This is a genomic window from Nocardioides pocheonensis (assembly GCF_003725535.1).
Lineage (GTDB): Bacteria > Actinomycetota > Actinomycetes > Propionibacteriales > Nocardioidaceae > Marmoricola > Marmoricola pocheonensis.
Window position 1 is genome coordinate 968,123 of sequence record NZ_RJSF01000040.1, and the last position, 17,432, is coordinate 985,554.

The 17,432-nt window shown below is 69.8% G+C and carries 16 protein-coding genes; 11 read left to right on the top strand and 5 right to left on the bottom strand.

All coding sequences use genetic code 11. The features are described 5' to 3' along the window. The first annotated feature begins 37 nt into the window (after nt 1–37). Nucleotides 38–1,183 carry a site-2 protease family protein gene (locus EFL26_RS15490; RefSeq protein WP_246000213.1) on the top strand — a complete coding sequence of 382 codons (1,146 nt, stop codon included), beginning with the start codon at nt 38–40 and terminating at the stop codon, nt 1,181–1,183. Then, nucleotides 1,180–2,103 carry a tRNA (adenine-N1)-methyltransferase gene (locus EFL26_RS15495; protein ID WP_123223723.1) on the top strand — a complete coding sequence of 308 codons (924 nt, stop codon included), beginning with the start codon at nt 1,180–1,182 and terminating at the stop codon, nt 2,101–2,103. The genes EFL26_RS15490 and EFL26_RS15495 overlap by 4 nt, the downstream gene beginning before the upstream one ends. Nucleotides 2,104–2,106: 3 nt before the next feature. Here the strand turns inward: EFL26_RS15495 and EFL26_RS15500 are convergent, their stop codons facing one another. From EFL26_RS15500 to EFL26_RS15510, 3 genes are all read right to left on the bottom strand, one after another. Further along, nucleotides 2,107–2,556, bottom strand: a complete 450-nt coding sequence (locus tag EFL26_RS15500; RefSeq protein WP_123223724.1) for a hypothetical protein — start codon at nt 2,554–2,556, stop codon at nt 2,107–2,109. Beyond that, the gene (locus EFL26_RS15505; RefSeq protein ID WP_123223725.1) at nt 2,556–3,797 is read right to left on the bottom strand and encodes a fatty acid desaturase family protein; all 1,242 of its coding nucleotides are present in this window, start codon (nt 3,795–3,797) and stop codon (nt 2,556–2,558) included. Before EFL26_RS15505 ends, EFL26_RS15500 begins: the two co-directional genes overlap by 1 nt. Before the next feature lie 71 nt (nt 3,798–3,868). After that, nucleotides 3,869–4,957, bottom strand: a complete 1,089-nt coding sequence (locus EFL26_RS15510) for a ferredoxin reductase (protein ID WP_123223726.1) — start codon at nt 4,955–4,957, stop codon at nt 3,869–3,871. Between the two features lie 205 nt (nt 4,958–5,162). On the opposite strand from EFL26_RS15510, the gene arc reads away from it, so the two are divergent. Further along, a complete protein-coding gene (gene arc / locus EFL26_RS15515) occupies nt 5,163–6,905 on the top strand; it encodes a proteasome ATPase (protein ID WP_123223727.1) in 1,743 nt (580 codons plus the stop codon). A gap of 294 nt (nt 6,906–7,199) precedes the next feature. Here the strand turns inward: arc and EFL26_RS15520 are convergent, their stop codons facing one another. Both EFL26_RS15520 and EFL26_RS15525 read right to left on the bottom strand, forming a co-directional pair. Then, nucleotides 7,200–8,603 (bottom strand): phospholipase D-like domain-containing protein, encoded by a 1,404-nt coding sequence (locus EFL26_RS15520; RefSeq protein ID WP_123223728.1) that lies wholly within the window; start codon nt 8,601–8,603, stop codon nt 7,200–7,202. Further along, nucleotides 8,603–10,312 (bottom strand): phospholipase D-like domain-containing protein, encoded by a 1,710-nt coding sequence (locus EFL26_RS15525; protein WP_123223729.1) that lies wholly within the window; start codon nt 10,310–10,312, stop codon nt 8,603–8,605. Before EFL26_RS15525 ends, EFL26_RS15520 begins: the two co-directional genes overlap by 1 nt. 132 nt (nt 10,313–10,444) lie before the next feature. On the opposite strand from EFL26_RS15525, the gene dop reads away from it, so the two are divergent. From dop to tatA, 8 genes are read left to right on the top strand one after another with little or no spacing between them, the layout of a single operon-like run. Next, nucleotides 10,445–11,950, top strand: coding sequence for a depupylase/deamidase Dop (gene dop, locus EFL26_RS15530; RefSeq protein ID WP_123223730.1), 1,506 nt, complete (start codon nt 10,445–10,447; stop codon nt 11,948–11,950). A gap of 44 nt (nt 11,951–11,994) precedes the next feature. Then, nucleotides 11,995–12,198 (top strand): ubiquitin-like protein Pup, encoded by a 204-nt coding sequence (locus tag EFL26_RS15535; RefSeq protein WP_123223731.1) that lies wholly within the window; start codon nt 11,995–11,997, stop codon nt 12,196–12,198. Beyond that, nucleotides 12,195–13,046, top strand: coding sequence for a proteasome subunit beta (prcB, locus tag EFL26_RS15540; RefSeq protein ID WP_123223732.1), 852 nt, complete (start codon nt 12,195–12,197; stop codon nt 13,044–13,046). Before EFL26_RS15535 ends, prcB begins: the two co-directional genes overlap by 4 nt. Before the next feature lie 16 nt (nt 13,047–13,062). Then, nucleotides 13,063–13,761, top strand: a complete 699-nt coding sequence (gene prcA / locus EFL26_RS15545; RefSeq protein WP_123223733.1) for a proteasome subunit alpha — start codon at nt 13,063–13,065, stop codon at nt 13,759–13,761. Between the two features lie 9 nt (nt 13,762–13,770). Continuing rightward, a complete protein-coding gene (pafA, locus tag EFL26_RS15550) occupies nt 13,771–15,132 on the top strand; it encodes a Pup--protein ligase (RefSeq protein ID WP_123223734.1) in 1,362 nt (453 codons plus the stop codon). Between the two features lie 10 nt (nt 15,133–15,142). Further along, entirely contained in the window at nt 15,143–16,123 is a 981-nt protein-coding gene (locus tag EFL26_RS15555; protein ID WP_123223735.1) for a helix-turn-helix transcriptional regulator, read from the top strand. Further along, complete coding sequence (locus tag EFL26_RS15560; RefSeq protein ID WP_123223736.1) at nt 16,120–17,100, top strand: helix-turn-helix transcriptional regulator; 981 nt, start codon at nt 16,120–16,122, stop codon at nt 17,098–17,100. Before EFL26_RS15555 ends, EFL26_RS15560 begins: the two co-directional genes overlap by 4 nt. Before the next feature lie 54 nt (nt 17,101–17,154). Then, a complete protein-coding gene (gene tatA / locus EFL26_RS15565) occupies nt 17,155–17,427 on the top strand; it encodes a Sec-independent protein translocase subunit TatA (protein ID WP_221176966.1) in 273 nt (90 codons plus the stop codon). The last annotated feature ends 5 nt before the right edge of the window (nt 17,428–17,432 follow it).

The following is a 17,432-nucleotide window of genomic DNA, read 5'->3' on the forward strand; positions in this document are numbered from 1 at the left end:
GCGCACCGACAGCGGAGCCTCGCGCTAGCGTTTCTCCGTGGCCCACGACGACTCTTCCCCTCCCAGCCGTCCGCCGGGCAGCTACCGGATCGGCTCGATCGGGGGCATCGACGTCTACGTGCGGGCCTCGTGGCTGCTGATCGCGCTCCTCATCGCCGTGATGCTGGCTCCGCAGGTCGAGCAGGTGGAGCCGGGCCTGGGAGTGCTGAAGTACGTCGCCGGGCTCGCCTTCGCGGTGCTGCTCTACCTCTCGGTGCTCCTCCACGAGATGTCCCACGCCCTGGTCGCCAAGCACTTCGGCCTGCCCGTGCGCTCGATCAGCCTGCACTTCCTCGGCGGGATGACCGAGATCGAGGGCGAGGCGGGCACGCCGGGCCAGGAGTTCAAGATCGCCGTCGTGGGGCCGCTGACCTCGCTGGCGGTCGGTCTCGCCGCCGTGGCGGCGCTCCAGGTGGTGCCCGACGGGCTCACCCGGATGGCCGTCGAGGGCCTCGCCTACGCGAACCTGGTCGTCGGCATCCTGAACTTGGTGCCCGGGCTGCCCCTCGACGGCGGGCGCGTGCTGCGCGCGGTCGTGTGGCGCCTGGCGGGCAACATGCACCGCGGCACGATGGTGGCTGCCTGGACCGGTCGTGTCGTGGCGGTGGCCGCGCTGCTGTGGCCCGTGGTCGCGCAGGTCGTGTTCGACGTCCGGCCGCAGCTGTTCGACTTCGTGCTCGCGGCGATCGTGGCCGGCTTCCTCTGGTCCGGCGCGACGAGCTCGATGATCAGCGCGCGCATCCGTCGCCGGCTGCCGTCGCTGAAGGCGCGACCGCTGGCCCGGCGCGTGGTCGTCGTACCGGAGGAGACGCCCGTGAGCGAGGCCGTACGCCGCGCCCAGGACGCCCAGGCTGGAGGGATCGTTCTGCACGCCCCCGACGGCGCGTTGGTCGGCATCGTCAGCGAGGCGGCCCTGCTGGCGACGCCGGAGGACCGGCGACCCTGGATGCCCGCGTCCGCGATCGCGCGCACCCTCTCGGAGGGACTCGTGCTCCCGGCGGAGATCGCGGGGGAGGACCTCGTCCGCGCCCTCGGGCACACGCCCGCGTCGGAGTACGTCCTGGTCGAGCCCGACGGCGCCGTCTACGGCCTGCTCTCGACCGCCGACGTCGATGCCGCGTTCGAGGCCGGTGCGCGCCGATGAGCGGCGACTACTCCGGCGTGCGCCGCGGACCGCTCGTCGCCGGCGAGTGGGTGCGCCTCGTCGACGCGAAGGGCCGGCGCCACAACCTCTGCCTGGTGGCCGGCGCCGCGTTCCACACCAACCGTGGCGCGATCCAGCACGACGACCTGATCGGCCGGGACGAGGGCTTCACCGTGACGTCCACCTCCGGCGGCGAGTACCTCGTCTTCCGCCCGCTGCTCAGCGAGTTCGTGGTCTCGATGCCGCGCGGCGCGGCGGTCGTCTACCCCAAGGACGCCGCCCAGATCGTGGCGATGGCCGACATCTTCCCCGGAGCCCGCGTGGTCGAGGCGGGCGTCGGGTCCGGCGCGCTCACGTGCTCCTTGCTGCGGGCGGTCGGTCCGACGGGCCGCGTGTCGTCGTACGAGCGGCGCGAGGAGTTCGCCGACGTCGCGCGACGCAACGTCACCCAGTTCTTCGGTGGTGACCACCCCGCCTGGCAGCTCACCGTCGGCGACCTCGTCGAGGCGCTCCCGGACGGGGAGAACCCGGGCACGGTCGACCGGGTGGTGCTGGACATGCTGGCTCCCTGGGAGTGCATCGACGTCGTGGCCGACGCGCTCGCACCGGGCGGTGTGGTCGTGGCCTACGTCGCCACCACCACCCAGCTGGCGCGCACCGTGGAGACACTGCGCGCCCACGGCGAGTTCACCGAGCCGCACCCCTGGGAGACGCTCGTGCGCGAGTGGCACGTCGAGGGCCTCGCCGTCCGGCCGAGCCACCGGATGAACGGGCACACGGGCTTCCTGGTGACGTCGCGGCGGATGGCGCCGGGCAACGCCGCGCCGCGGAAGAAGCGGCGACCGGCCCCGGGTGCCTACGGAGAGGACTACAGCGGTCCCCGGCCGGCCGACGTGGCCGACCCCGACCCGGAGCGCTGAGCCTCACCGGGTCGAGGTGAGCACCTCGTACGGCTCGAAGGTCGGCCGCCGGTCGGCGTCCTCGAGGCTCGGCCGGACGTACTCGAACGCCGCGGTCGTGGTCAGCACCCACGCGTCGACGGTCTCCGGCTGACCCAGCACAGCGACGTCCACAGGCGCGACCGCGTCGAGCAGCGCCTGGGCGCACTCCAGGTGGCACGGCGGGAAGTGGAAGGCGTTCCGGTCCGCCTCGGCGGGGCTGCCGACGAACGCGATCGGACGGCCCAGCGGTGACCCGCACACCCCGCACACCCGGCTCAGGGCGCACTGGGTCACCCGGCGGTGGTCCAGCTGCCGGATCGACGGCGCGGCCCGCGCCGCTTCGGCGTACGACGTGGTGCAGGCGAACGGGACCGGGACCCCGAGCTCAGGGTCCGGGTCGCGCTCACCGAAAGGCAGCGGCGCGGGGTCCATCAGTCGTGGCTCCGCTCACCGGCGCTGCGGGTCCAGGCGCCGAGCTCCACGCGCCGCGGGGGCCGCTCCTCGTCGGACTTGCGCCGCCGGTCGAGCGACGGCTCGTTCGCCGTGTCGGACCGCTGCGGGGGCGCGGGGTCGTCGCTGGAGGTCATGTGGTTCGGCAGCGACAGCTTGATGATCGTCCGCAGCGCCTGGCCGTACTGCCGGTGCAGCGGGCCGACCGTGTAGGGGATGTCGTACTTGTCGCAGAGAGCGCGGACCTTGACCGCGATCTCGGCGTACCGGTTGCTCGGGAGGTCGGGGTAGAGGTGGTGCTCGATCTGGAACCCGAGATTGCCGCTGAGGATGTGCAGCAGCGGCCCGCCCTCGAAGTTCGCCGCGCCGAGGATCTGGCGCAGGTACCACTCGGACCGCGTCTCGTCCTCGAGCTCCTCCTCGGTGAAGTGCATCGCGCCGTCGGGGAAGTGGCCGCAGAAGATGATCACGTAGGACCAGAGGTTGCGGGCGAGGTTCGCGGTGGCGTTCGCCGTGATCGTCGCCTTCCAGTTGCGACCCGACAGCGCCGGGTAGACCACGTAGTCCTTGAGGATCTGGTTGCGGCCCTTGCGCAGGATCTGGCGCAGCTGCCGCTTCATCTCCTTGGGGTCCTTCTCGCGCTTGCGGATCCGCTCGATGTCCAGGTCGTGCAGGGCCACGCCCCACTGGAAGAGCGTCGCCAGCATCGCGTTGTACACCGGCTGGCCGATGTTCGCGGGGTGCCACTTCTGCTCGCGCGCCATCCGCAGGATGCCGTAGCCGATGTCGTTGTCGTAGCCGAGCACGTTGGTGAACTGGTGGTGCACGTAGTTGTGGCTGTGCTTCCACTGCTCGGCGGGCTGCGCGGTGTCCCACTCCCAGTTGCTGGAGTGGATCTCGGGGTCGTTCATCCAGTCCCACTGGCCGTGCATGACGTTGTGCCCGATCTCCATGTTCTCGAGGATCTTGGCCAGTCCGAGGAGGGCGGCGCCGGCCACCCACGCGGGCTTCCGGGTCTTCTTCGACTGGGTGCCGACGGCGAGGGTGACCCGGCCGGCAGCGGCGAGGCCGCGCTGGATCCTGATCAGCCGGTTGATGTACGCCGCGTCGGCGGCTCCGCGTGACTCCTCGATCTCGGTCCGGATCGCGTCGAGCTCGCGTCCGATCTGCTCGACCTCCTCCTCGGTGAGGTGGGTGTACTCCTTGACGTCTGCGATGGCCATCGATGGTCTCCTCGTGGTCGGGAACGGTCGGCCGGGATGTGCTGGGGGTGTTCGGGCCTGGCTGGGTGGGGCTAGATGTCGAAGGTGCAGTCACCGACGGCGGCGGTGATGCAGGTCTGCACGGGTTCGTTCGGCTGGCCGAACTCGTCGCCGTTGCGGAGGTCGCGGATCGTGCCGTCGACCAGCCGCAGCGTGCAGGTGTGGCAGATCCCCATGCGGCAGCCGAACGGCATGCCCACGCCCGCCTGCTCGCCCGCCTCCAGGATCGTGGTGGCGCCGTCGGCCTCGATCGACTTGCCGGAGTTGCGGAAGGTGATCGTGCCGCCCTCGCCGCCCTCACCGCGCAGGTCCAGCGAGAACCGCTCGAGGTGAAGCTGGTCGGCGAGGCCGGCCTCCTCGTAGTGCGCCTCCACGGCGTCGAGCATCGGTCCGGGCCCGCACGCCCAGGTCTCGCGCTCGCGCCAGTCGGGGCAGATCCGGTCGAGGTCGGCGAGGTCGAGCATGCCGTCGAGATCGGTGTGCAGCTCGTGCAGCGCGAGGCCGTCGTGGCGCTCGGCCATCGCGTGCAGCTCGTCGCGGAAGATCATCCGGTCAGGGGTCGGGGAGGAGTAGTGCAGGACGACGTCCGGCATCGCCCTCCCGTTCTCCCCGGCGCGCCGGTCGAGCGTGCGCAGCATCGCCATCACCGGGGTGATCCCGCTGCCTCCGACGAGGAACAGCATCCGGGGCGGCGGCGGGTCGGGGAGCACGAAGTCGCCCTCGGGCAGCGCGAGCCGGACGATGGTGCCGGGGGCCAGCCCCTGCACCAGGTGGGCGGACAGCAACCCCTCCGGCATCGCACGGACCGTGATCGCGATCGTCCGCCCGGAGCGCTCCGGCGGTGAGCTCACCGAGTAGGAGCGCCACTGGAACTTCCCGTCGACCTGGACGCCGATGCCGACGTACTGGCCGGGGCGGTGGCGGTACTGCCACCCCCAGCCCGGCCGGATCACGAGTGTCGCCGCGTCGTCGGTCTCGGGGACGACCTTCTCGACCCTGCCGCGGAGCTCACGGGCGGTCCACAAGGGGTTCACCAGGCGCAGGTAGTCGTCCGGGTGGAGCGGCGTGGTCAGCTTGCTGCCCAGTTCGCGGACACGGTGCCACGGAACGGTCGTGCTCATCGGCGGGACTCCTCGAGCGATTCGGTGCACAGGTGTTTACTCAGACTTGTCCGGACCCTTACCCCGCCCGGCGAGGGACAAGCATCAGGTTCGGGAAAAAGTCGCCGATCAGACAGTGACCAACACGTGATGTATCTCTTGAGCATCCGGTGATCTACGCAGGTAGGGTCGAAACAGACGTTCGACCCCGTGGAGGTGAGGTCCGATGACAGGCGCCGGCGCTGAAGGACAGGACACCGCGCAGCTGATGAGCCAGGTCGCGTTCCTCGAGGCCGAGGTGGGCGAGCTGCGACGCCGACTCGCCGAGGGCCCGGTCGGATCCGACCAGATCGAGCAGCGCCTGATCGACACGCAGCGCTCGCTGGCCGCCGTCACCGCCCAGAACGAGCGCCTCGCGGCGACCTTGCGCGAGGCACGTGACCAGATCACGACCCTCAAGGAGGAGGTCGACCGGCTCGCGCAGCCGCCGACCGGCTTCGGCACCTTCCTCGCCCGCAACGACGACGACTCCGTCGACGTGTTCACCGGCGGCCGCAAGCTGCGGGTCACCGTGAGCCCCAACGTCGACCTGGACTCGCTGACGCGTGGCCAGGAGGTCATGCTCAACGAGGCGCTCAACGTCGTCGCGGCGCTGGAGTTCGAGGAGATCGGCGAGGTGGTCATGTTCAAGGAGCTGCTCGCCGACGGCGAGCGCGCCCTGATCATCGCGAACGCCGACGAGGAACGCGTCGTCCGCCTCGCGGAGCCGTTGCGTGCGGCGAAGCTGCGCGCCGGCGACTCGCTGCTGCTCGACGGCCGGTCCGGCTACGTCTACGAGAAGGTGCCCAAGTCGGAGGTCGAGGAGCTCGTCCTCGAGGAGGTCCCGGACATCGACTACGCCGCCATCGGCGGCCTGGGCAACCAGATCGACCAGATCCGCGACGCGGTCGAGCTGCCGTACCTGCACCCGGACCTGTTCAAGGAGCACAAGCTGAAGCCGCCCAAGGGTGTGCTCCTCTACGGCCCTCCGGGCTGCGGCAAGACCCTGATCGCCAAGGCCGTCGCCAACTCGCTGGCGAAGAAGGTCGCGGCGAAGACGGGTCAGGAGGGCAAGAGCTACTTCCTGAACATCAAGGGCCCCGAGCTGCTCAACAAGTACGTCGGGGAGACCGAGCGCCACATCCGGCTGGTGTTCCAGCGCGCCCGGGAGAAGGCCAGCGAGGGCACCCCCGTCATCGTGTTCTTCGACGAGATGGACTCCCTGTTCCGCACCCGCGGCTCGGGTGTCTCCTCCGACGTCGAGAACACCATCGTCCCGCAGCTGCTCAGCGAGATCGACGGCGTCGAGCTCCTCGAGAACGTCCTGGTGATCGGCGCCTCCAACCGAGAGGACATGATCGACCCGGCGATCCTGCGACCGGGCCGGCTGGACGTGAAGATCAAGATCGAGCGCCCCGATGCCGAGTCCGCCCGTGACATCTTCTCCAAGTACCTCACCCCCGACCTGCCGCTGCACGCCGTGGACGTCGCCGAGTTCGGCGGCGACCGGAACGCCACGGTGGCCGGGATGATCACCGCGACCGTCGAGCGGATGTACACCGAGTCCGAGGAGAACCGCTTCCTCGAGGTGACCTACGCCAACGGTGACAAGGAGGTCCTGTACTTCAAGGACTTCAACTCCGGGGCGATGATCCAGAACATCGTGGACCGTGCGAAGAAGATGGCGATCAAGGACCTCCTCGACAACGACCAGAAGGGCCTGCGCGTCCAGCACCTGCTGCAGGCCTGCGTGGACGAGTTCAAGGAGAACGAGGACCTCCCGAACACCACGAACCCCGACGACTGGGCTCGCATCTCCGGCAAGAAGGGCGAGCGGATCGTCTTCATCCGCACGCTCATCACGGGCAAGCAGGGCACCGAGCCGGGCCGCTCGATCGACACGGTGTCCAACACGGGCCAGTACCTCTGAGGCGAGACCTCGCGAGGAACGAGCGAGGTCTCGACCCGAAGAGGTTGAGCGAGCCTGCGGGTGAGCTTGCGAACCCGCAACGGCGGGCCGAAACCTCATGCGTCTCCGTCCTGACCTGCAGCTCCGGCGGGGGGCGACGGGTGGTTTCGGCAGGCTCAACCAGCCGTGGTGCGGCCTGGCTTCGGCTGGCGAACCGTTGCTGGTTGAGGTGCGGTTGCGGCAGCAACCGCCTCGAAACCCGGTGCGTCGAGCCGTCACGGTGGTTTCGGCAGGCTCAACCAGCCGGGGTGTGGGTCAGTCGGCCTCGAGAGCCGAGTAGTAGCCCTGTCCCAGTGGCGCGCGCAGCTGCTGCGACAGCTTGCCGCCGGCGGTGCGGGCCTCGGGGTTGGCCAGCCCGGCGTGCGGCTTGTGGGCGTTCGGACCGTTCCAGGTGATCTTGAAGTCCTGGAAGTACTGCTGGGTGTTGCCGGCGTCCATGGTCCGCACCGTCAGGTCGTCGGCGGAGAACCCGAGCATCGAGAAGTTCGTCGAGCCGGCCCAGACGACGTTGGAGCCCGGTACGCCGTCGTACACGCCACTCACCGCGACGTACTTGTCGTGCAGGTAGCGGTAGGGGATGCCGTTCTCGATCTTCATGCACTGCTTCATCGGGATGCGGCCGCGCCCGGAGGGGGAGTACAGGATGGAGAGGGCACGGGGACTGGTGAAGCCGTAGACGATGGCGACGTCGCAGCCCTGGTTCCACAGCGAGCGGATCCGGTGGGCCATCCAGGTGCCGCGGCCGCCCCCGAAGACGTACATCCCGATCCGGACCACCGTGGCGTGCGTGGCGCCCGTGGCGTCCGGAGGGCTCACGCACGAGATCTTGCCGAGCTCGGCGTAGATCGGGTCGGTGTCGGCGTGGGTGCCGGGCTTGGGGAACGCGAAGTTCTCCATGCCGCCGGACTCCCAGTGCGCGTAGCCCACCGGGCGATCCCGCTTGGCCTGGGCGAAGACGCCCAGCCAGTGGTTGTATGTGTCCGGGTCCCAGCGGGTATCCAGGTGGTTCCACTGGCGCTGGTTGGCCACCCAGGTGGGGTTCCAGGACCCGTACATCGTCACCGTGGGCACGTTGGCCACCTGGCTGAACAGGTACAGCTTCATGTGCAGGTTGCCGCCCCAGCCGCGGCAGGAGAACCTGCACTGGCGCGCCCAGCTGAGGGTCTCGGGGTCGCGGCCCTTCTTCGTGGTCGCCGTGCCCAGCGTCGCCTGGAACTTGCGCCACGGCGCCCAGGTCTGGCGGTTCTTGTAGTTGCCGAGGACCTGCACGCTGACCCCCCGGTTGCGGGCCCGCACGAGCGCCCTCTCGATGGCCCAGTCGCCGAAGGAGAAGACCATCCAGCGGATCGTGGCGCCACGCGGGACCGAGTTGATCGTGTGCAGCATGTGCCGCCGAATCACGTTGCGGTAGCGGGCGATGTTCCAGTGGTTGAACTTCGCGCCCTGGGGAGGGGTGTAGTGCTCGGGCGCGCGCAGGGGCAGCAGCGCGGGCCTCGCGGCCCCGCCGGCCGTCGCCTCCGTCGTCGAGGTCACCGCGTGGGACCGCGCGGCACCCGAGGGCTGCGCCGCGACCAGCGTCACGGCGAGAGCGAGCAGCACGACCGCCACGAGCGCACGCGTCGCGTGCGCCCGCCGGACGGGCGCAGAGCCGGGGTGCATCAGTCGGCCTCCATGTACCGGTAGACGCCGGTGCCGAGGCGAAGGTCGTTCTGGCTGTAGCGACCCTCGATCGTCGGGATCTTGCTGATCGGCGAGGGGGCCCGAGCCTGCCGGTCGGTCCACAGCAGCGTGAAGTCCCGGGAGAACCGGTTGTAGGCGTCGCGGCCGCGGATCATCTGGAACTGCTCGTCGGAGGCGAACCCGAGGTCGGAGAAGTTGAACGACCCCTGGAACGAGACGGAGTTGTTCGGCACGCCACCGTAGTTGCCGGTGATCGAGACCCACTTGTCGTGCAGGTAGTAGATCGGGACGTGCTTCTTGTTGGTCAGCAGGATCTGTCGCATCGGGATGCGTCCACGACCCGACGGCGAGTAGAGGATCGTCTTCACCGGGTTGCTGGAGATCGCGAACACGATCTGGACCTGGCAGCCCTGGTTCCACAGCTGCCGGACGCGCTTGGCCAGCCACTGACCACGCGCCTGGTACCAGGCGTACATCGCGATCTTGATGATCGTCCGCCCGCCCTTGCCGGCGTTGACCGCGCCCGTGCAGCGGACCGGCGCGAGCGCCTGGAGCATGAAGTCGTTCGCCGGCGTGGCCCTGCCCCGCGGGTAGTAGTAGGTCCACAGGTTCGGGTAGTGGGTCTCGACGTACGGCGCCGGGCGGTCCGCGGCCATCTCGTTGAAGATCCGGACCGCCTCGGCGTACACCGCCTGGTCGCCGGTCACCGTGTTCATCTGGTTCCACTGGTTGGTCACGGCGAAGTCGGTGAGGTTGGCGGAGCCGCTGATGTCGACGTACGGCGTGCGGTAGGCCTGGCTGAACAGGAAGATCTTCGAGTGCATCGTGCCGCTGGTGCCGCGGCAGGACAGCGAGCAGCGACGGACCCAGGAGCCGTCCGGCGTGACGGACGTGCCGAAGATGCGGGCGAGGAGCTTGTAGTCGGAGTTCCGCCGGGTGTTGCGCTGCGAGAGCACGATCTGGACCTTGACCCCGCGAGACATGGCCGACTTGAGCGCGAGGCGGTAGTCCCTGCTCGCGAACGACCAGGAGGCGACCTGGATCGAGGCGCCCGACGGCACGCTGTTGATCGTGCGCAGGACGTGGTTGCGGATCAGGGTGCGGAAGCCCTTGCGGTACGGGTGGCTGAAGATCATGCCGGCCGGCGGGTTGTAGTCGTCCTGGGTCACGGCCACGGTCAGCTGCGCCTGGACCGGGGTCGGAGGCCCGCTCGGGTCGCTGACGTTGTAGGTGATCGTGTAGGCGCCGGGCACGGTGCGACCGGGCACCCAGACGGTGAGGACGCCGTTGCCGTCGATCCCGCCACCCCACCCGGCCGGCAGCGTCGCCGAGGAGTAGGTGCACGGTGCGGGGGTCGGACCGCCTCCGCAGGAGTCGTTCACCGCGACGTTCGTCGACTCGGTGAGACCGCGCTTGATCACCCAGGTCGCGTCCGGGCCGACCGCGGGCCCTCCGAGCGCCGTGACCAGCTGCGCACCGAGCCCCTGCCTGGCCTCGGTGCCCGTGGAGCCCAGCAGCGAGGCGTGCTGCGGCGTCGGGTCACCCGAGGCCGTGGTCGTCGCCGCGGGGGTCGTGGAGTCGTCGGCCTGGGCAGCCGTGACGAGCCCGCCGGCGCAGAGCGAGGCGACCAGGGTCAGGACGAGGACAAGCGCTCCGCCGACAGGCCGAGTCTTGTGCGTGCGCAGCAAAGTTGAGTCCCCCTTGGAACGGTCGCGGTTCCCTCCCGAAAGCGCAAGGACGATAACACGCGGATCTGAGCACATCGGGTGGATCCGGGCCGCGCCGGAACGCGCCGTTGCCAGCCGCCGTACGCTCACCACATGAGCGTTCGGCGGATCATGGGCACCGAGACGGAGTTCGGTATCTCCGTGCAGGGTCAGCCCCACGCGAACCCCATGGTGGCGAGCACCCGGCTGGTCAACGCCTACGCCAGCGCGGCCCTCCACGTCCGGCGGGCTCGCTGGGACTTCGAGGAGGAGTCGCCGCTGCGGGACGCCCGCGGCTTCGACATGAGCCGCGACGTGGCCGACGCCAGCCAGCTGACCGACGAGGACATGGGCCTGGCCAACGTGATCCTCACCAACGGCGCCCGCTTGTACGTCGACCACGCCCACCCCGAGTACTCCACGCCCGAGTGCACCAACCCCCTCGACGTGGTGCGGTGGGACAAGGCGGGGGAGCAGGTCGCCCTGGACGCCTGCCGGTTCGCCTCGGTGTCCGGAGAGCCGGACATCGTGCTCTACAAGAACAACACCGACAACAAGGGCGCGTCGTACGGCGCGCACGAGAACTACCTGATGAAGCGGTCGACGCCGTTCGGCGAGATCGTCCGCCACCTGACGCCGTTCTTCGTGTCCCGCCAGGTGGTCTGCGGCGCGGGCCGCGTCGGCATCGGCCAGGACGGTCGCGAGCACGGCTTCCAGGTCTCGCAGCGTGCCGACTACTTCGAGGTCGAGGTCGGGCTCGAGACGACCCTGAAGCGGCCGATCATCAACACCCGCGACGAGCCCCACGCCGACCCCGAGAAGTACCGCCGCCTGCACGTGATCATCGGCGACGCCAACCTCTCGGAGGTCTCGACGTTCCTCAAGGTCGGCACGACGGCCCTGGTGCTCGACATGATCGAGGACCGGTTCATCCAGAGCGACCTCACCGTGACGCGTGCGGTCGCGTCGCTGCGGGCGGTGTCCCACGACCCGACGCTCACCCACCTGCTGGAGCGCCCCGACGGCCAGACCCTCACGGCCGTCGAGCTGCAGTGGGAGTACTTCAACCTGGCCAAGAAGTACGTCGACCAGAAGTACGGCGACGACGCCGACGACCAGACCCTCCAGGTCATGGCCCGGTGGGAGTCCGTGCTCAACCGGCTCGAGCGCGACCCGATGGAGTGTGCCCAGGAGCTCGACTGGGTCGCCAAGCTCAAGCTGCTGCAGTCCTACCGCGACCGCGACGGGCTCGACTGGGACGACGCCAAGCTCCACCTGATCGACCTGCAGTACGCCGACCTCCGTCCCGAGAAGGGCCTCTACCACCGGCTCGTCCGTCTCGGCCGGATGGAGCGACTCCTCGACGAGACGACCATCACGGCCGCGATGCACGAGCCCCCGGAGGACACCCGGGCGTACTTCCGCGGGCGCTGCCTGGACAAGTACCCCGACAGCATCGCCGCGGCCTCCTGGGACTCGGTGATCTTCGACCTGCCGGGCCACGACTCGCTCCAGCGGGTGCCCACGATCGACCCCCGCCGGGGCACCAAGGCGCACGTCGGCGAATTGATCGACTCGAGTGACACGGCTCTGGCCTTGTTCTCTGCGCTGACTCGATAGGGTCGGGGTATCCCAAGTCTTTGGGGGAGTGGAAGGAGAGGCTGATGGCGCAAGAGCACAAGCAGCCGCGGAAGTCCTCTGAGTCCGAGGAGCAGGTCGAGGAGGCCACCGCGTCCACCGACGCCGTGACCGAGCGCAAGGAGCAGCTCGACGAGGACATCGACGCGATCCTGGACGAGATCGACGACGTCCTGGAGACCAACGCCGAGGACTTCGTCAAGTCGTTCATCCAGAAGGGTGGACAGTGAGCCAGGCTCGCGGCTCGTCCGGTGACGCCCGCCTGCCCGACGTCTTCCTGACGCCCGGCACCTCGTCGTTCAGCGACTTCCTGGGTGCCGTCTCACCGGAGCTCCTGCCTGCCCGCCGCACCCTGCCGCAGGGCACTGCCGCCGAGCTCGCCCCGCACGCCACCACGATCGTGGCGGCGACCTTCCCGGGAGGCGTGGTCATGGCCGGCGACCGCCGGGCGACCATGGGCAACATCATCGCCCAGCGCGACATCGAGAAGGTCTTCCCCGCCGACGAGTACTCCGCGGTCGGGATCGCCGGCACCGCCGGGCTGGCCGTGGAGATGGTCCGGCTGTTCCAGACCGAGCTCGAGCACTACGAGAAGATCGAGGGCTCCACGCTGTCCATGGACGGCAAGGCCAACCGGCTCTCGGCGCTGATCCGGGGCAACCTCGGCCTGGCGATGCAGGGCCTCGCGGTCGTCCCGCTCTTCGCGGGCTACGACCTCACCGCCGACCAGGGCCGGATCTTCAGCTACGACGTCACCGGCGGACGCTACGAGGAGACCGCGTTCCACTCGGTGGGCTCCGGCTCGATGTTCGCCAAGGGGGCGCTGAAGAAGCTCTACCGCGAGGACCTCTCCGAGCTCGACTGCGTGACCGTGGTCATCCAGGCGCTGTACGACGCCGCCGACGACGACTCCGCCACCGGCGGCCCCGACCTGACCCGCAGGATCTTCCCCGTGGTCAGCGTGATCACCGCCGACGGACATCGGCGGATGACCGAGTCCGACGTCGCGGAGATCGCCGACCGGGTCATCGGCGGCCGGATGCAGCGTCCCGACGGCCCGCACGCGGCCCTGAACTAGAAAGGGCCCACCCAAGATGTCTATGCCGTTCTACGTCAGCCCCGAACAGCTGATGAAGGACCGGGCGGACTTCGCGCGCAAGGGGATCGCGCGCGGACGCTCCGTGGTCGTCGTCCAGTACGCCGACGGGGTGCTGTTCGTCTCCGAGAACGCCTCCCAGGCGCTGCACAAGGTCAGCGAGATCTACGACCGGATCGCCTTCGCCGCCGTCGGTCGCTACAACGAGTTCGAGAACCTGCGGATCGCCGGCGTCCGCCTGGCGGACCTGCGCGGCTACTCCTACGACCGCCGGGACGTCACGGGGCGCGGCCTGGCCAACGCCTACGCGCAGACCCTCGGCACGATCTTCTCCTCGGGCGGCGAGAAGCCCTACGAGGTGGAGATCTTCGTGGCGGAGGTCGGTGACACGTCCGAGGAGGACCAGATCTACCGGCTGACCTACGACGGCCAGGTGGCCGACGAGCACGGGTTCGCCGCAATGGGCGGCGACGCCGAGTCGGTCGCGACGTACCTCAAGGAGCACTACCGGCCCGAGCTCACTCGGGACGAGGCGATCAGGCTCGCAGTCCAGGCGCTCGGTCACTCCGAGAGCGGCGACCGGACCATTCCGGTCACCGAGCTGGAGGTGGCGTGGCTGGACCGCACGCGCCCGCAGCAGCGGAAGTTCCGCCGACTCGACAGCGATTCGCTCTCCGGGATTCTCGCCGGGTCATAGGGTGGGTCCGTGGACCGGCGGATCTTCGGGATCGAGAACGAGTACGGCGTCACGTGCACCTTCAAGGGGCAGCGCCGTCTCTCGCCGGACGAGGTCGCCCGCTACCTGTTCCGCAAGGTGGTCAGCTGGGGCCGCAGCAGCAACGTGTTCCTGCGCAACGGCGCCCGGCTCTACCTCGACGTCGGCAGCCACCCGGAGTACGCCACCCCGGAGTGCGACGACATCGTCGACCTGGTCACCCACGACAAGGCGGGGGAGCGGATCCTCGAGGGCCTGCTGATCGACGCGGAGCGCCGGCTCCACGACGAAGGCATCTCCGGGGACGTCTACCTGTTCAAGAACAACACCGACTCCGCGGGCAACTCCTACGGCTGCCACGAGAACTACCTGGTCAGCCGCAACGGCGAGTTCAGCAAGCTCGCCGACGTGCTCATCCCGTTCCTGGTCACCCGCCAGGTGATCTGCGGGGCCGGCAAGGTGATCCAGACGCCGCGCGGTGCGTCGTACTCCCTGAGCCAGCGGGCGGAGCACATCTGGGAGGGCGTGTCGAGCGCCACCACGCGGTCGCGGCCGATCATCAACACCCGCGACGAGCCGCACGCCGACGCGGAGCGGTTCCGCCGCCTGCACGTGATCGTCGGCGACTCGAACATGAGCGAGACCACCACGATGCTCAAGGTGGCCACCTGCGACCTCGTCCTCCAGATGATCGAGGAGGGCGTGGTGATGCGCGACCTCACGATGGAGAACCCCATCCGGGCCATCCGCGAGATCGCGCACGACCTCACCGGTCGTCGCAAGGTGCGACTGGCCAACGGCCGCGAGGCCAGCGTGCTCGACATCCAGGGTGAGTACCTCGGCCGGGTCCGCGACTTCGTCGACCGGCGCGGGCTGCGCACCCCGATCATCGACCGCTCGCTCGACCTGTGGGAGCGAGGCCTGAAGGCAGTCGAGTCCGAGGACTTCTCCCTGGTCGAGCGCGAGATCGACTGGGTGATCAAGTGGAAGCTGATCGAGCGCTACCGCGCCCAGCACGACCTGTCCCTGGGCCATCCCAGGATCGCCCAGCTCGACCTGGCCTACCACGACATCCACCGCGACCGGGGCCTCTACTACCTGCTCGAGAAGCGCGGCGCCGTGGCCCGGGTCACCAACGATCTCGCCATCTTCCAGGCCAAGTCGATCCCGCCGCAGACCACCCGTGCGCGGCTCCGGGGCAACTTCATCAAGCGGGCGCAGGAGCGCCGCCGCGACTTCACCGTCGACTGGGTGCACCTGAAGCTCAACGACCAGGCCCAGCGCACCGTGCTGTGCAAGGACCCGTTCCGCTCCCACGACGAACGCGTGGAGCGCCTGATCGAGGGCATGTGAGACTCGACCCGTGACGGCCTGGAAGTCCGAGCGCCTGCTCAACCTCGTGATCATGCTGCTCGTCTCGCGCACCTACGTGACCAAGGACCGCATCCGCGAGGTGATCGAGGGCTACGACAAGACCAACGACGAGGCCTTCGAGAAGATGTTCGAGCGCGACAAGGAAGAGCTGCGCGCGCTCGGCATCCCGATCGAGCTCGGTCACGTCGACAAGTTCTTCGAGGACGAGCAGGGCTATCGCATCGCCCGGGACGCCTTCGAGCTGCCGGACATCGACTTCACGCCCGACGAGGCCGCCGTGCTCGGCCTGGCCGCGCGCGTGTGGCAGCACGCCGGGCTGGCCTCGGCGACGTCCGCGGCCCTGGTGAAGCTCCGCGCCGCGGGCCACGACGTCGACCGGGAGGCGATCGACGCCCTGCAACCGCGCGTGGTCGCCGACGAGCCGGCGTTCAACGACATGTGGGAGATGACGATCAGCCGCACCCCGGTGCGCTTCGGCTACCGCCGCGCGGGCGCCTCGGAGGTCGTCGAGCGCCACCTCGAGCCCTGGGGCGTCGTGACCTCGCGCGATCGCTGGTACGTCGTCGGCCACGACCGCGACCGCGGGAAGCCCCGGATGTTCCGGCTCAGCCGGATCGTGGGCGAGGTGCTCCCGGACGGGCGACCCGGGTCCTTCGAGGTCCCCGAGGGCACCGACGTCCGCGCTCTGACGGCCAGCCTCGAGCCCCGCCGTACGCCGACCACCGCGACCGTGCTGGCCCGCAAGGGCAGGGCGGCGCTGCTCCGGCGGCTCGCCTCGGAGGTCGCGGAGTCGGTCGACGGGCCCGACGAGCGCACCGAGTGGGACCGTCTCACCCTCACCACCTACGCGGTCGACGAGCTCGCGGAGGACGTCCTGGCCCACCTCGGCGACGTCGTGGCGATCGACCCGACCGAGCTGCGCGACCTCGTGGTCGAGCGGCTCAGCCAGCTGAGCGGGGTGCCTGCGTGAGCGGTGGATCCAAGGAGCAGGTGACCCGGCTCCTCGCGCTCGCGCCCTACCTGCAGACCCGGGGCGAGGTGCCGCTCCAGGAGGTGGCGGCCGACTTCGGGGTCACGCCGGCGCAGATGCTCAAGGACCTGCGCGTGCTGTTCATGTGCGGGCTGCCCGGCTACGGGCCCGGCGACCTGATCGACATCAACGTGGAGGCGCTCGAGGACGACCCCGACGGCCTCGTCCGGGTCGACAACGCCGAGTTCCTGGCCCGCCCCCTCCGGCTGGGCAGCAACGAGGCGTCCGCGCTGATCGTCGCGCTGCACGCGCTCCTCGACGCCAGCCCCGCAGGCTCGCGCGACGTGGTCGAGCGCACGCTCGCCAAGCTGGAGGAGGCCGCCGCCGCGGGCTCGACCCCGTTGGTGGACGTGCACCTCCCGCGCCTGCGGCCGGCGGTCGAGGGCGCCCGGGCGGCCCTGGACGACGCGATCTCCCGCAACCGGCAGGTCCGGCTCGAGTACTACGTGCCGACGCGGGACGAGACCACCCAGCGGGTCGTCGACCCGATCGCGGTGACCGTGGCCGACGGCAGGGCCTACCTGGATGCCTGGTGCCACCTGGCCGAGGACCGCCGGCTCTTCCGCGTCGACCGGATCACCGGCCTCGAGGTGCTGGACGCACCGCGGGTCGCCCACGACCTCGAGCCGCGGGACCTCTCGGCGGGGCTGTTCGAGCCCGGTCCCGCCGACCTGCGGGCCCGGGTGCTGCTGAGCCCGGAGATGCGCTGGTTCGCCGAGTACTACCCCGTCCTCACCACCCAGGACACGGCGGACGGCGGGCTGGAGGTCACCCTCGCGGTGAGCGACGAGCGCTGGCTGCTGCGCCTGGCCCTCCGGTTCGGGCACGGGCTGACCGTGCTCGAGCCGGTCGACCTGCGCGCCCGTGTGGCGACCATCGCGGCGGATGCGCAACGCCTGCACACCGCCACCGCGTAGCATGGCTGGGTCGGCGAGGGCCGGCGGTGAGAACCCGGACGAATGGGGAGCACAGTGTTCAGGCAAATCGGAGCACCCGAGATCATCTTGATCCTCGCGGTCGTCGTGCTGCTCTTCGGCGCCAAGAAGCTTCCCGAGCTCGCCCGGGGCTCCGGGCGTGCGCTGCGCATCTTCAAGGCCGAGACCAAGGGCCTGGTCGACGACGACGACGAGACGACCGCACCGCCCGCTGCACCTCGCGCCATCCCCCCGGGTGAGGCAGCGCCCGGCCCGGTCGCCGCCCACGAGGTGCCGCCGGCCGAGCGCAAGCCCGACAGCGCCGACTAGTCGCG

Coding starts and splice junctions, on each gene's coding strand:
- dop (WP_123223730.1), top strand. CDS start 10,445: ATGAGCGTTCGGCGGATCATGGGCACCGAGACGGAGTTCGGTATCTCC.
- EFL26_RS15500 (WP_123223724.1), bottom strand. CDS start 2,556: ATGGACCCCGCGCCGCTGCCTTTCGGTGAGCGCGACCCGGACCCTGAG.
- EFL26_RS15505 (WP_123223725.1), bottom strand. CDS start 3,797: ATGGCCATCGCAGACGTCAAGGAGTACACCCACCTCACCGAGGAGGAG.
- EFL26_RS15495 (WP_123223723.1), top strand. CDS start 1,180: ATGAGCGGCGACTACTCCGGCGTGCGCCGCGGACCGCTCGTCGCCGGC.
- arc (WP_123223727.1), top strand. CDS start 5,163: ATGACAGGCGCCGGCGCTGAAGGACAGGACACCGCGCAGCTGATGAGC.
- EFL26_RS15535 (WP_123223731.1), top strand. CDS start 11,995: ATGGCGCAAGAGCACAAGCAGCCGCGGAAGTCCTCTGAGTCCGAGGAG.
- prcA (WP_123223733.1), top strand. CDS start 13,063: ATGTCTATGCCGTTCTACGTCAGCCCCGAACAGCTGATGAAGGACCGG.
- EFL26_RS15520 (WP_123223728.1), bottom strand. CDS start 8,603: ATGCACCCCGGCTCTGCGCCCGTCCGGCGGGCGCACGCGACGCGTGCG.
- EFL26_RS15510 (WP_123223726.1), bottom strand. CDS start 4,957: ATGAGCACGACCGTTCCGTGGCACCGTGTCCGCGAACTGGGCAGCAAG.